The 12,818-nt window shown below is 68.2% G+C and carries 9 protein-coding genes; 6 read left to right on the top strand and 3 right to left on the bottom strand.

The genetic code is table 11. The annotated features are described in order from the left end of the window. Positions 1 to 88: 88 nt before the first annotated feature. From ACV22W_RS04470 to ACV22W_RS04460, 3 genes are all read left to right on the top strand, one after another. A complete protein-coding gene (locus ACV22W_RS04470; protein WP_059466092.1) occupies positions 89 to 862 on the top strand; it encodes a putative hydro-lyase in 774 nt (257 codons plus the stop codon). Positions 863 to 1,043: 181 nt separating this feature from the next. Next, entirely contained in the window at positions 1,044 to 2,342 is a 1,299-nt protein-coding gene (locus ACV22W_RS04465) for an MFS transporter (protein WP_448018011.1), read from the top strand. Positions 2,343 to 2,473: 131 nt separating this feature from the next. Then, positions 2,474 to 6,112, top strand: a complete 3,639-nt coding sequence (locus tag ACV22W_RS04460) for a hydantoinase B/oxoprolinase family protein (RefSeq protein WP_448018009.1) — start codon at positions 2,474 to 2,476, stop codon at positions 6,110 to 6,112. Positions 6,113 to 6,360: 248 nt separating this feature from the next. Here ACV22W_RS04460 and ACV22W_RS04455 read toward each other — a convergent pair whose 3' ends face one another. Then, positions 6,361 to 6,612 (bottom strand): hypothetical protein, encoded by a 252-nt coding sequence (locus ACV22W_RS04455; RefSeq protein ID WP_448018007.1) that lies wholly within the window; start codon positions 6,610 to 6,612, stop codon positions 6,361 to 6,363. 190 nt (positions 6,613 to 6,802) lie between these two features. Between ACV22W_RS04455 and pdeR the strand changes: the two genes are divergently transcribed. Then, on the top strand, positions 6,803 to 8,806 hold the full coding sequence (gene pdeR / locus ACV22W_RS04450; RefSeq protein ID WP_448018006.1) for a cyclic di-GMP phosphodiesterase: 2,004 nt from the start codon (positions 6,803 to 6,805) through the stop codon (positions 8,804 to 8,806). Between the two features lie 51 nt (positions 8,807 to 8,857). Here pdeR and ACV22W_RS04445 read toward each other — a convergent pair whose 3' ends face one another. Then, positions 8,858 to 9,721 (bottom strand): crotonase/enoyl-CoA hydratase family protein, encoded by an 864-nt coding sequence (locus ACV22W_RS04445; RefSeq protein WP_448018004.1) that lies wholly within the window; start codon positions 9,719 to 9,721, stop codon positions 8,858 to 8,860. Between the two features lie 456 nt (positions 9,722 to 10,177). Between ACV22W_RS04445 and ACV22W_RS04440 the strand changes: the two genes are divergently transcribed. After that, positions 10,178 to 10,480 carry a hypothetical protein gene (locus ACV22W_RS04440; protein WP_448018002.1) on the top strand — a complete coding sequence of 101 codons (303 nt, stop codon included), beginning with the start codon at positions 10,178 to 10,180 and terminating at the stop codon, positions 10,478 to 10,480. Positions 10,481 to 10,539: 59 nt separating this feature from the next. On the opposite strand, the gene ACV22W_RS04435 is transcribed toward ACV22W_RS04440, so the two are convergent. Next, positions 10,540 to 10,698, bottom strand: a complete 159-nt coding sequence (locus ACV22W_RS04435) for a hypothetical protein (RefSeq protein WP_448018000.1) — start codon at positions 10,696 to 10,698, stop codon at positions 10,540 to 10,542. A gap of 187 nt (positions 10,699 to 10,885) precedes the next feature. On the opposite strand from ACV22W_RS04435, the gene ACV22W_RS04430 reads away from it, so the two are divergent. Next, positions 10,886 to 12,805 (top strand): DUF3857 domain-containing transglutaminase family protein, encoded by a 1,920-nt coding sequence (locus ACV22W_RS04430; RefSeq protein WP_448017998.1) that lies wholly within the window; start codon positions 10,886 to 10,888, stop codon positions 12,803 to 12,805. Positions 12,806 to 12,818: the final 13 nt, after the last annotated feature.

Genomic DNA, 12,818 nt, shown 5'->3' with positions numbered 1-12,818 from the left:
GGCGACAAAATTTTTTCTTTTCTATTCTTCGCCGTATCCGCTGACGCAACCGTCATCCCGACGACATACCGATCTGCCAACGACCATCATGACGCCTTCCGAATTCCGCCAGTCCGTACGCAACGGCGCATTCCGCAGCCCGACGGCCGGCCAGTGCGGCCCGTTCGCGCAAGCGAATCTCGCGATCCTGCCGAACGCGTACGCGCACGATTTCCTGCGCTTCTGCCAGGCGAACCCGAAGGCGTGCCCGCTGCTGGGCGTCGGCGAACCGGGCGCGTTCCGGCTCGACGTGCTCGGCGAGGATCTCGACATCCGCACCGACGTGCCGAGCTACAACGTGTACCGCGACGGCCGCCTGACCGAGCGGGTCGAATCGCTCGAGGCGCTGTGGCGCGACGATTTCGTCGTGTTCGCGATCGGCTGCTCGTTCTCGTTCGAGGACATGCTGGCGCGTGAAGGGATCGGGCTGCGCCACATCGAGGAGGGTCGCAACGTGCCGATGTACCGCACGTCGATTCCGAATCGCCGCGCGGGGATCTTCGGCGGCCAGCTGGTCGTATCGATGCGCCCGCTGCGCGGCGCCGACGCGATTCGCGCAGTGCAGATCACGAGCCGGTTTCCGGGCGTGCACGGCGCGCCGGTCCATATCGGCCATCCGCGTGAACTCGGCATCGCCGATCTCGGCGCCCCCGATTTCGGCGACGCCGTGACGGTGCGCGACGACGAACTGCCGGTGTTCTGGGCGTGCGGCGTGACGCCGCAAACGGCGCTGATGGAAGCGAAGCTGCCGCTCGCGATCGCGCATACGCCCGGCTACATGCTGATGACCGACATTACGAACGCGTCGCTGGCCGTGTTCTGACCCGGCCGGAGCGGCGGCCCGCGCGTTCGCTGATCCGGCCCCGACGTGGCGGCGCGCCGCGACCGCACACGATTCGCCTGACCCGAGGGCGGCGCGCAGCTGCGCGCCCGGCGCTCGCGCGCACGACGCACCACGCACCACACGCACGGTTTCGACCGCACATTTCGACAGGAGCTTCACCATGGAAAGCAAGACTCTCGCGGCGCCCGCCGCCGACCCCGCGGGCCCCGCGCGCAACGGCCTGTTCGGATGGTATGCGGACGCGCAGGCGCGCGAGCGCCGCGCGTTCTGGAGCTGCAAGGTCGGCTACATGCTCGACGGGATGGACACGCAGATGCTGTCGTTCGTGATCCCGACGCTCGTCGCGACCTGGGGCATCTCGCTCGCGGACGCCGGTTTTATCGGCACGATGACGCTGCTCGCATCGGCGCTCGGCGGCTGGATCGCCGGGATCCTGTCCGACCGGATCGGCCGCGTGCGCACGCTGCAGCTGACGGTGCTGTGGTTCGCGGTGTTCACCGCGCTGTGCGGGCTCGCGCAGAACTATCACCAGTTGCTCGCGGCGCGCGCGCTGATGGGCTTCGGCTTCGGCGGCGAATGGACGGCCGGCGCGGTGCTGATCGGCGAAGTGATCCGCGCGCGCGATCGCGGCAAGGCGGTCGGCCTCGTGCAGTCGGGCTGGGCGATCGGCTGGGGGCTGTCGGCGCTGCTGTATGCGCTGCTGTTCTCGGTGCTGCCGGCCGAGCAGGCATGGCGCGCGCTGTTCCTCGTCGGCCTCGCGCCGGCGCTCCTGGTGGTCGTGATCCGCCGCTACGTGAAGGAGCCCGACGTCTACGAGAAGGAGAAGGCCTCGCAGGCGAAGGTAGCCGACGCACCGCGTCTCACCGAAATCTTCGCGCCGAAGCTGCTGTCGACGACGCTGCGCGCGGCGCTGCTGACGACCGGCGCGCAAGGCGGCTACTACGCGATCACGACCTGGCTGCCGACGTTCCTGAAGACCGAGCGGCACCTGACCGTGATGGGCACCGGCGGCTATCTCGCGATGATCATCTTCGGCTCGTGGGTCGGCTATTTGACCAGCGCATACCTGACCGACCGCCTCGGCCGCAAGCCGAACTTCATCCTGTTCGCGCTGGGCTCGATGGTGATCGCGTTTTCGTACACGTCGCTGAACCTGACCAACGCGTCGATGCTGTGGCTCGGCTTCCCGCTCGGTTTCTTCGCGTCGGGCATCTTCTCCGGGATGGGTGCGTTCCTCACCGAACTGTTCCCGACCCGCGTGCGCGGCTCGGGCCAGGGCTTCTGCTACAACGTCGGCCGCGCGATCGGCGCACTGTTCCCGTTCCTGATCGGCGCGCTGTCGAAGCAGTACGGGCTCGGCATGAGCATCGGCATCTTCGCGGTCGCCGCGTACGGCGTCGTGATCGTCGCCGCGCTGACGCTGCCCGAAACGCGCGGCCGCGAACTCGACGCCGCTTAACGCCGCCCGAGCGGGCATCCGCCCGCCGCCTTTTCGCAGTCCCCTTTTCATCGAAGCCCTGACGCGGCGCGCGACGCGCGCCGTGCGGCGGCGCTCGTCCTTCGCTTCAACGACGCATCGAGTTCATCGCCATGACTGACCGACACACTTTCCCCGTTTCCTCCGACGCCGCGCGCTGGCAATTCTGGATCGACCGCGGCGGCACCTTCACCGACATCGTCGCGCGCCGGCCCGACGGCTCGCTCGTCACGCACAAGCTGCTGTCGGAGAATCCCGGGCAGTATCGCGATGCGGCCGTGGCCGGCATCCGCCATCTGCTCGGCCTCGCCGACGGCGAGCCGATCACGCCCGAACGCGTCGACATGGTGAAGATGGGCACGACGGTCGCGACCAACGCGCTGCTCGAACGCAAGGGCGAACGCACCGCGCTCGCGACGACGCACGGCTTTCGCGACGTGCTGCGCATCGCATACCAGAACCGCCCGCGCCTGTTCGATCTCGACATCGTGCTGCCCGATGCGCTGTACGAGACCGTCATCGAAATCGACGAGCGGATCGGCGCGCACGGCGACGTCGTCGTGCCGCTCGACGTGCAACGCGCGGAAGCGGCGTTGCGCCGCGTGTTCGACTCGGGCGTGCAGGCGCTGGCCATCGTGCTGATCCACGGCTATCGCCACACCGCACACGAACGTGCGCTGGCGGACCTCGCGCGCCGGATCGGCTTCACGCAGGTGTCGGTGTCGCACGAGGTGTCGCCGCTGATGAAGATGGTGTCGCGCGGCGACACGACCGTGGTCGACGCGTACCTGTCGCCGATCCTGCGCCGCTACGTCGAGCAGGTCGCGCACGAGATGCCCGGCGTGAACCTGCAGTTCATGCAGAGCAGCGGCGGCCTGACGCGCGCCGATGCGTTCCAGGGCAAGGACGCGATCCTGTCCGGCCCGGCCGGCGGCATCGTCGGAATGGTGCGCGCCGCGCGCGCGGCCGGCTTCGAGCGCGTGATCGGCTTCGACATGGGCGGCACGTCGACCGACGTATCGCACTACAACGGCGAATTCGAGCGCGTGTTCGAGACGCAGGTGGCCGGCGTGCGGATGCGCGCGCCGATGATGAGCATCCACACGGTCGCGGCCGGCGGCGGCTCGGTGCTCGGCTTCGACGGCGCGCGGTTGCGCGTCGGGCCCGAATCGGCCGGCGCGAACCCGGGGCCGGCCGCGTACCGGCGCGGCGGCCCGCTGACGGTGACCGACTGCAACGTGATGCTCGGCAAGATCCAGCCCGATCACTTCCCGCGCGTGTTCGGCCCGCACGCGGACGAACCGCTCGACCGCGACGGCGTGGCCGCGAAGTTCGCGGCGCTCGCCGACGAGATCCACGCGGCGACCGGGCGGCGCGACACACCCGAGGCGCTGGCCGAAGGGTTCCTGGAAATCGCGATCGGCAGCATGGCGAATGCGATCAAGAAGATCTCGGTGCAGCGCGGCCACGACGTGTCGCGCTACGTGCTGACGACGTTCGGCGGCGCGGGCGGCCAGCACGCGTGCGGCGTGGCCGACGCGCTCGGGATGACGCAGGTGTTCGCGCATCCGCTCGCGGGCGTGCTGTCCGCCTACGGGATGGGGCTTGCCGATCAGACCGCGATGCGCGAGCGCGCGGTGGAGGCCGTGTTGTCCGATGAATCGTTGCCGGCGTTGAATGCCGCGCTCGACCGGCTGACCGACGATGCGGTCGGCGCGTTGCTCGAACAGGGCGTGCCGCTGGAGCGCATCGCGACCGCGCGGCGCGTGCACCTGCGCTACCAGGGCACGGATTCCGCGCTCGACGTGCCGGCCGGCAGCGTCGCGGCGATGCAGCAGGCGTTCGAAACCGCGTACCGGCAACGCTACGCGTTCCTGATGCCCGGCACGCCGCTGGTCGCCGAACTCGCATCGGTCGAGGCGATCGGCCGCTCCGATGCACCGGTCGAGATCGCGCCGCTCGAGCCGCGCGACGAGGGCGCGGCGCCGCACGCGCACAGCGCCGTGCGTTTCTATTCCGGCGGTCAATGGCACGACGCGGCGCTATACGTGCGCGACACGCTGCTCGCCGGCGACGCGATCGACGGCCCCGCGATCGTCGCGGAGAAGAACGGCACGACCGTCGTCGAACCCGGCTGGCGCGCGCGGATGACCGCGCAGGGCAACCTCGTGCTGACGCGCACGACGCCGCTGCCGACGCGCCGCTCGCTCGGCACCGACGCCGATCCGGTACGGCTCGAGATCTTCAACAACCTGTTCATGTCGATCGCCGAGCAGATGGGGCTGCGGCTGCAGAACACCGCGTATTCGGTCAACATCAAGGAGCGGCTCGACTTCTCGTGCGCGATCTTCGACGGCGACGGCAACCTGATCGCGAACGCGCCGCACATGCCCGTGCACCTGGGCTCGATGGGCGAGAGCATCCGCACGGTGATCGAGCGCAACCGCGGCCGCATGCGCGACGGCGACGTGTTCATGCTGAACGATCCGTATCACGGCGGCACGCACCTGCCGGACGTGACCGTCATCACGCCGGTGTTCGCGGACGGCTCGGACACGCCGCTGTTCTACGTCGGCTCGCGCGGCCACCACGCGGACATCGGCGGCACCACGCCGGGCTCGATGCCACCCGATTCGACGCACATCGACGAGGAAGGTGTGCTGATCGACAACTGGCAGCTCGTGTCGGCGGGCGTGCTGCGCGATGCCGACACGCGCGCGCTGCTCGCGTCGGGCCGTTATCCGGCGCGCAACGTCGAGCAGAACATGGCCGACCTGCGCGCGCAGATCGCGGCGAACCAGAAAGGCGTCGACGAGCTGCGCCGGATGGTCGAGCAGTTCGGCCGCGACGTCGTGCTCGCGTTCATGCGACACGTGCAGGACAACGCGGAAGAGGCGGTGCGGCGCGTGATCGGTGCGCTGCAGGACGGCGCGTACCGCTATCCGCTCGACAACGGCGCGGGGATTCGCGTCGCGATCCGTGTCGATCGCGCCGCGCGCCGGGCGGAGATCGATTTCACCGGGACGTCAGCGCAGCTCGACAACAACTTCAACGCGCCGAAGGCCGTCTGCATGGCCGCCGTGCTGTACGTGTTCCGTACGCTGGTCGGCGACGACATCCCGCTGAACGCCGGCTGCCTGAAGCCGCTGACGGTGATCGTGCCGGCGCGCTCGATGCTGAACCCCGAATATCCGGCGGCGGTCGTGTCGGGCAACGTCGAGACGTCGTCTGCGATCACGAACGCGCTGTACGGTGCGCTCGGCTGCGTCGCATCGAGCCAGGGAACGATGAACAACTTCACGTTCGGCAACGATCGCTACCAGTACTACGAGACTATCGCCGGCGGCAGCGGCGCGGGCGACGGTTTCGCGGGCGTCGGTGCGGTGCAGACGCACATGACGAACTCGCGGCTGACCGACCCGGAGGTGCTCGAATGGCGCTACCCGGTGCGGCTCGAATCGCACCGGCTGCGTGCGGGTTCCGGCGGCGGCGGGCGCTGGCGCGGCGGCGACGGCGCCGTGCGGCGGATCCGCTTCCTCGAGCCGATGACGGCGTCGATCCTGTCGAACAACCGGATCCACGCGCCGTTCGGCGCCGCGGGCGGCGAGGCCGGCGCGCTCGGCCGCAACACGATCGAGCGGGCGGACGGCACGGTCGAGACGCTCGAGCACGTCGGCCGCGCGCAGATGGCACCGGGCGACGTGTTCGTCGTCGAAACGCCGGGCGGCGGCGGTTACGGCGCGGCGGGCTGAGCGGCGCCATGCAATGCAACGCGCGGAAACGGTGCGGTGGCGTGTCCGCCGGACGGTTTTCGCGTGTCGCGGCCGGGTCATCGCACCGGTTCCATTACATGCTGCCGCAATGACATGCTGCCGCAATGCCCGCGCGACGCGGCGATATGTTCGCTCGCAATAATCGGCCCGATATTGCAGCGAATATGGGAATAAAGATGGCCATTCCCGCATGAGTGGAAATGGAAATTCCCGATTTTGCATACCGCTCAATGCGATCCGACCCCGCCGGAATGTCGCCGGGGCGGATCGTTGCGGGCGGTGTCGATTTCCCGCAAACGCTCGCCGGGCAAGGCGCGAAGCGGAATTCGCCGGGCCCGGTCAGGACCGCTGCGCGCGCCCGCGTGCGTGCCGCCAATCACGAAAAGTCCGCCGTGCCAATCGAGTTGCGATTCCTTGACACTCCGTTCCAAATGTGAGTGCCAATCCTCTTCGTCATTTGATAAGATGGCTTCCATCATTCGCTTGGAAACCTGCGCGCGACATGCGCGAACGCCGGTTCGCATTGGTTGGAAACAAGTACGGAACGAGGGCCGCTGGCACAGTCATCACGACTGCCCCGACGGGTACGCGCGCAGCGCGCCCGGGGATCGGTGGCAGCCGGCTCGCCTCCGTCTACACTGTGCGTTTTTTCTGGATCGGGGCGTGTCCATGGATGACGAAAACGATAGCGCCGTGCTCGAAGCGCATCTCGGTACGCGTAGCCCATGCTGGCGTCTCGGCAGCGACAGCAATGCACTCGAACTGGCCGCCGTTCGCGGCCTGACCAATGTCGCGGTGGCGCTGACCGGCGAGCAGGCTGCGCGGATCCGCGTGCTCACCGGCGTCACGTCGCACCTCGTGCTCGAACTCGCGCTGTTCGGCGATCCGGTCAGCCTCCATCTGGTCGGCAGGAAGGTCGATACCGCCAATTGGGCCGGCACGGCCTCCGCCTATTCCGATACCGCGTCCGTCGCGAGCGACCTCGCGCACGGGCTCGCATTCGCCGAGCAGGTCGTGTCCGAAGTGAATTCGCTCGTCGTGATCCTCGACCGCAACGGCATGGTGCAGCGCTTCAACCGTCTGTGTGAGGAGGTGACGGGCAAGCGCGAGGTCGACGTGATCGGCCGCAGCGCGTTCGAGCTGTTCATGAGCCCCGAGCAGGGGGCGCAGTCGCGCAGCAACATCACCGGCTTTTTCCAGAACAACCGCTCGTTCGCGGTCGAGCGCTACATCAACACGGTCAACGGCCCGCGCCTGTTCCAGTTCCGCAACAAGTTCGTGCAGAGCGGCAGCGGTGTCGACGAGCAGTTCCTGATCTGCTCGGGCATCGACGTCACCGAGGAGCGCAACGCGCAGCAGCGGCTCACCGAGCTCGCGAATACCGACGTGCTGACCGGCTTGCCGAACCGTCATGCAATCAGCGAGCGCATCCGTGTCGCGCTGGCCGCGGACCGCGGCGACGTGCGCGGCCAGGTCGGCATCCTGTTCCTCGATCTCGACAATTTCAAGCGCGTCAACGACCACTATGGGCACATCACCGGCGACCGCCTGCTGCAGGACGTGTCCGCGGTGATCGGCGGCTGCCTGCCGTCCGGCGCGACGCTCGCGCGGCTGGGTGGCGACGAATTCCTGGTGCTGTTCGAGCACGGCACGCGGCCGCTGCTCGAGGCGACCGCGCAGATCATCCTCGAGCGGCTGCGTACGCCGATCCACCTCGGGCTGGTGGAGGTCTACACGAGCTGCTCGATCGGCATCGCGATGTATCCGCAGCATGGCGATTCGCTCGAAACGCTGATCCGCAGCGCCGACACCGCGATGTACGTCGCGAAGGAAGAGGGCAAGCATACGTACCGCGTGTTCTCGCTGGAGATGAACCAGAAGGTCGCGAAGTACATGTGGCTCGACACGAACCTGCGCAAGGCGCTCGAGGAAGAGCAGTTCGTGCTGCACTACCAGCCGGTCGTCGATATCGCGACGGGCGACGTGCACAGCGTCGAGGCGCTGATCCGCTGGCAGTCGCCGGATCGCGGAATCGTCGCGCCGATCGAGTTCATCCGTTTCGCGGAGGAGTCGGGGTTGATCGCGCCGCTCGGCCGCTGGGTGATGCGCACCGCGGCCGCGCAGGCCGCCGCGTGGAAGGCGAAGGGGCTCGGCGTGCGGATCGCGGTGAACGTGTCGGCGCGGCAGTTGCAGGACATGAACATCGTCGACCAGTTCGCGACGATCCTCGACGGCGCGGGGCTGAAGCCGAGTCTCGTCGACATCGAGCTCACCGAAAGCAGCTTCATCGAGGACGAGGAATCGGCGCACGAGCTGATGAAGCAGTTCCGCCAGCTCGGCGCGGAGATTCACCTCGACGATTTCGGCACCGGCTATTCGTCGCTGTCGCAGCTGTCCCGGCTGCCGCTCGATTCGATCAAGCTCGATCGCACGTTCATCACGGGCATCGACCGCAACCCGCGCTCGCAGGCGCTTGTGCGCTCGGTCGTGTCGCTCGCGAAGGCGCTGAGTTTCTCGGTGGTCGCCGAAGGTGTCGAGACGCACGCGGAAGCCGAATTCCTGAAGCAGATCAACGTCGATCACGCGCAAGGGTTCTACTTCGCGCGGCCGATGCCGGCCCAGGCGTTCGAGGGCTGGCTCGCGGAAACGAGAAAGCTCAGGCTGATCGCCTGAGCGTCACCGCATGACGGGCGCCGCCGCTTTCGCGGCGGCGCTTCGCTCACATCACACCGTGCGCAGCTTCGACACGCGCCGGTTCTGCAGCATCACCAGACGTTCCATGTACGCGAGATCCTTCGGCTCGATCGTGAACGCCGCGTGAACCCATTGCTCGGTGATGTCCATCAGCTCGGAACGCGTGAGATGGAACACGCGCTCGCGAGCGCGCAGCATCGCGCGGATGCCGTTCAGCTTCGGCTTCATCACGTCGATGAAGGTGCGCGTCGCGAGATACGCGTCGCCCGCGTCGAACGTCTGGTCGATCAGCCCGCGATCCTCGTACCACTCGGCCGCATGCGCCTCGCCGGACGAGATCAGCGTTTCCGCGAGCCCTCGGTCCGCCTTGCGCGCGACCAGCGAATAACCGCCCATGCCCGGGAACAGGTTGAACGCGATCTCGGGAAAGCCGAGTTTCACGCCCTTCTGCGCGAGCATGTAGTGGTGCGCGAGGGCGGCCTCGAAACCGCCGCCGAGCGCGCTGCCCTCGATCATCGCGATCGAGATCGCCCCGGTGCCGAAGCCGGTGTAGATTTCGTACACGCCGTCGATGCACGAGCGCGCGTAGGCCATCAGCTGGTCGCGGCGGCCGCTGCGGATCGCGTCGACGAAGAAGCTCAGGTCGCCGCCGACGTTGAACAGCTCGGGAACGAGCGAGCCCGTCACCCAGAAGTCGAACGGCAGGCCCGAGTCGCGTGCGACGCGCGCGAGATGGATGATGTCGGTGACGAGTTGCTGGTTGAAGCACGGCCGCGGCTCCGATCGCAGCATCATCCACATGACGTTGCGGCCTTCTTCGTAGAACGCGGTCAGTTGCGTGAGTTCGCCTGCTTCGTAAAACGGACGGCACGCCGGATGGGATTGGAGTTGCATGGTATGTCCTCGTGAGATGTGGTTTTCAAGAACCGCCGCGGCCGGCGTCGTGGAAACCTGCCCCCGGACGGCGCCGGCCGCGAGGCACCGCCATTGTTGCGCGCGCACAGAAGCCGAAATGCGCGGAAAAACGCAAGAGCGGGACGCGAGCGGGCAGCACGTTCGGCGCGAACCCGGCTAACCGTGCGAACGATGCGAATGACGCGACCGATGTGATCGATCGGTGGGAGAACGGTGATGGGGAAGGCGGAAGGAGGAGCCGGCGAGGCCGGTCAGTGCGACGACGCGTTTTCCGTTCGCGCGACTATGCTGCGGCCGGCGCGTGGTCGCGCGAAGCGGTGCGGCGAGGCGTGCCGTGCCGGTCGCTTACGCGTTGAAAGCGGCGCCGCGCCGCCGGCCGGGTCTCGTGGAATGTGCGGACTGGTGTGGCGGCCCGGCGTCGACTAGCTTTAGAGGATGACGCCGCTGCACGCGGCGTTCGGAGGCGCGGTGATGCTGCCGATCTTCGTCAGCTTCGTCGTGCTGCATTTCGGGCCGATTGTGTATGGCGTTGCGGGCGGCAGCATACCGACGATGATCGTGCCCGACGCCCTGCATGGAGCGTACGGGATGTCGCAAGCGCTCGGCGTGGCCGTGATGCCTGCGTTGCCGATGCGCGCGTTCTCGCTCGGCGGCGTCTATGCGAGCCTCGAGGCGGGGTCGAACAACGTGAGCACGCTTGCCGATTCGCACGTGCAGAACCGCGCGGCGACGACGTGATACATGCCGATGTCGCTCGCGTTCACGGCCGCGCGGGGAGCAACTCCCGGTCGCAGCCGTCAGGGCTGATGATGCCGGTGCGGGCGGTCGGGCCGTCGCAGCGGCGGATGATGGAATTTGGCCCTCAGCCTGTCGCGTCCCGGACGCTTGGCGAAGAACAGCACGGCGAACGCAACGAACGCCAGCAGCACGACGACTTCCACGATCCCGTTTTCCATGGTGCCTCCTCGTCGCGAGCGTACGCCGATGGGCGCACGCGATGACGCTTCCATGTTTCATTGTAGGTCGGCGTGCACCGGCTTGACGCGTGCGGATGCGGCGCCCACACTGGCCGACACGAGAGGTGCGCGGTCGGGCCTGTCCGCTGCGCGACCGCGCTTTCCGTGAACCGCGACGAGGTGCGATGTGGTGCGCTTTTCTGTCGGCCTGGCCGGCTGGGTGCTGGCATGCGCCGCCGCGTTCGGCGCATCGAACGCCGTCGGTGCGACGCCCGGCGTGGGGCCAACCGTGGACGAAGCGAACGGCGCGGCCGACGAAGCACCCGTCACGCTCGTCAGCGATGTCCACGAATTCGTGATTCAGCACGACGGTTCGCTCGACGAGCACGACGATTCGACATTGCGCGCGAACAACGCGAACGGCATCGACGCGGTCGCACAGCGCTACGTGTGGTTCGACAAGAACCTGGAGAAGGTCGACCTGCTCGCGGCCGAGACGATCGATCGCGACGGCGTCGCGCATCCGGTCGGCCACGACGGCATCCGTGACGTCCAGGAGCCGCGCTCGGCCGGCGCGCCGACTTTCCAGGACGGGTTGCTGCGCACCGTCGTGTTTCCGGGCGTCGAGGCCGGGTCGGGCACGCGCATCGCGTTCCGCAAGTCGCGCACGAGGCCGGTCAACGCGGGTTACTTCGGCTACTACGTCGAGCCTTCGCGCGAGCCGGTGGAGCAGCAGCGGTTGATCTTCGACGTGCCGGCCGACATGACGCTGCACGCGGACGCGCGCGGCTACGTCGCGCTGCCGCCGGTGACCGCGAACGGCCGCACGCGCTACGAATTCGACTACCGGCACGGCCCGTACGAGCGCATCGAAAGCGGCGCGGTCGGTTACCCGACCTACGGCGACCGGCTCGTGGTGTCCACGCTGCCCGACTATGCGGCGTTCGCCGCGCGCTACCGCAACGCGGCCGTCGACGCGAGCGCGAACGATCCGGCCGTCGTGCAGCTCGCACGCGCGCTCACCGCCGGTGCTGCCGATCCGCACGACAAGGCGCGCATCCTGTACGACTGGGTGCAGGCGAACGTGCGCTACGTCGCGCTCTTTCTCGGCGAGACGGCCGCCGCGCCGCATCGCGTGACCGACATCCTGCGCAACCGCTACGGCGACTGCAAGGACCACGTCGCGCTGTTCGGCGCGTTGCTCGCGGCGGTGGGCATCCGCAGCGAACCGGTGCTGATCAATCTCGGCTCCGTGTACACGCTGCCGTCGGTGCCCGGTTACGGCGGCGGCGCGATCAATCACGCGATCACGTGGCTGCCCGATCTCGGCCTCTACGCCGACACCACGACGGCCGGCATCGCGTTCGGCTACCTGCCGCCGATCGTGATGGACAGGCCGGCGCTGCTCGTCGACACTGGCGTGCTGTCGCGCACGCCCACCATGCAGCCGAAGCGTCGCATCGCGCGCGTGGCGATCGATGCCGCGCAACCGGGCCCCACGGGATTTCACGCGCTCGTCGAGGACGACGGCTGGACTGCCGAACTCGAACGCACGCTGTTTCGCCGCGCGGCGCCCGACCGCATCCGGCAGCTCGCGAACGAACGCCTGCGGCAAAGCGGGCTGCGCGGCCGCGCATGGATCACGACGAGCGATCGCCGTGCGACGGGCGGCCCGTTCGACGTGACGTATGCCGGCACGCTCGATCACTTCGTGTGGCCGGACGGCACGACCGCCATGCCCGTGCTGTCGAGCCTCACGGGCGGCATCGCGACGCAGGTCGAGGGCTGGCTGGCCGAACCCGTGCGCACGCAGCCGTGGACATGCATCGGCGGCACGTTCGAGGAGACCGGCCAGATCGCGTTGCCGGCCGACGTCGCGGTGACCGACCTGCCGACCGATGCGGCCGTGCACGATCGCTTCGTCGACTTCACGTCGCATTACGTATTCGATGCGGCCACGCGGGTTGTGCAGGTCACGCGGCGGATGATGGCCGAGTTCGGCCGCCAGGTCTGCACGCCCGACGAGTTCACGGCGCTGCGTGCGTCGCTCGAACGCATCGAACGCGACACGCAGGCGCAGATCGTCGTGCGGGCGAAAGGGCATTGAGCGGGGAGGGGAT

This window comes from Burkholderia sp. AW49-1 (assembly GCF_053427845.1).
Note: the sequence above shows the minus strand (reverse complement) of the source record. Positions and strands in the feature narration are given on the sequence as shown.

What these genes read in the sequence shown, in the direction of transcription:
- ACV22W_RS04440 (WP_448018002.1), top strand. Translation starts at nt 10,178, where the DNA reads ATGACGCCGCTGCACGCGGCGTTCGGAGGCGCGGTGATGCTGCCGATC.
- ACV22W_RS04470 (WP_059466092.1), top strand. Translation starts at nt 89, where the DNA reads ATGACGCCTTCCGAATTCCGCCAGTCCGTACGCAACGGCGCATTCCGC.
- ACV22W_RS04465 (WP_448018011.1), top strand. Translation starts at nt 1,044, where the DNA reads ATGGAAAGCAAGACTCTCGCGGCGCCCGCCGCCGACCCCGCGGGCCCC.
- pdeR (WP_448018006.1), top strand. Translation starts at nt 6,803, where the DNA reads ATGGATGACGAAAACGATAGCGCCGTGCTCGAAGCGCATCTCGGTACG.
- ACV22W_RS04455 (WP_448018007.1), bottom strand. Translation starts at nt 6,612, where the DNA reads ATGATGGAAGCCATCTTATCAAATGACGAAGAGGATTGGCACTCACAT.
- ACV22W_RS04445 (WP_448018004.1), bottom strand. Translation starts at nt 9,721, where the DNA reads ATGCAACTCCAATCCCATCCGGCGTGCCGTCCGTTTTACGAAGCAGGC.
- ACV22W_RS04435 (WP_448018000.1), bottom strand. Translation starts at nt 10,698, where the DNA reads ATGGAAAACGGGATCGTGGAAGTCGTCGTGCTGCTGGCGTTCGTTGCG.
- ACV22W_RS04460 (WP_448018009.1), top strand. Translation starts at nt 2,474, where the DNA reads ATGACTGACCGACACACTTTCCCCGTTTCCTCCGACGCCGCGCGCTGG.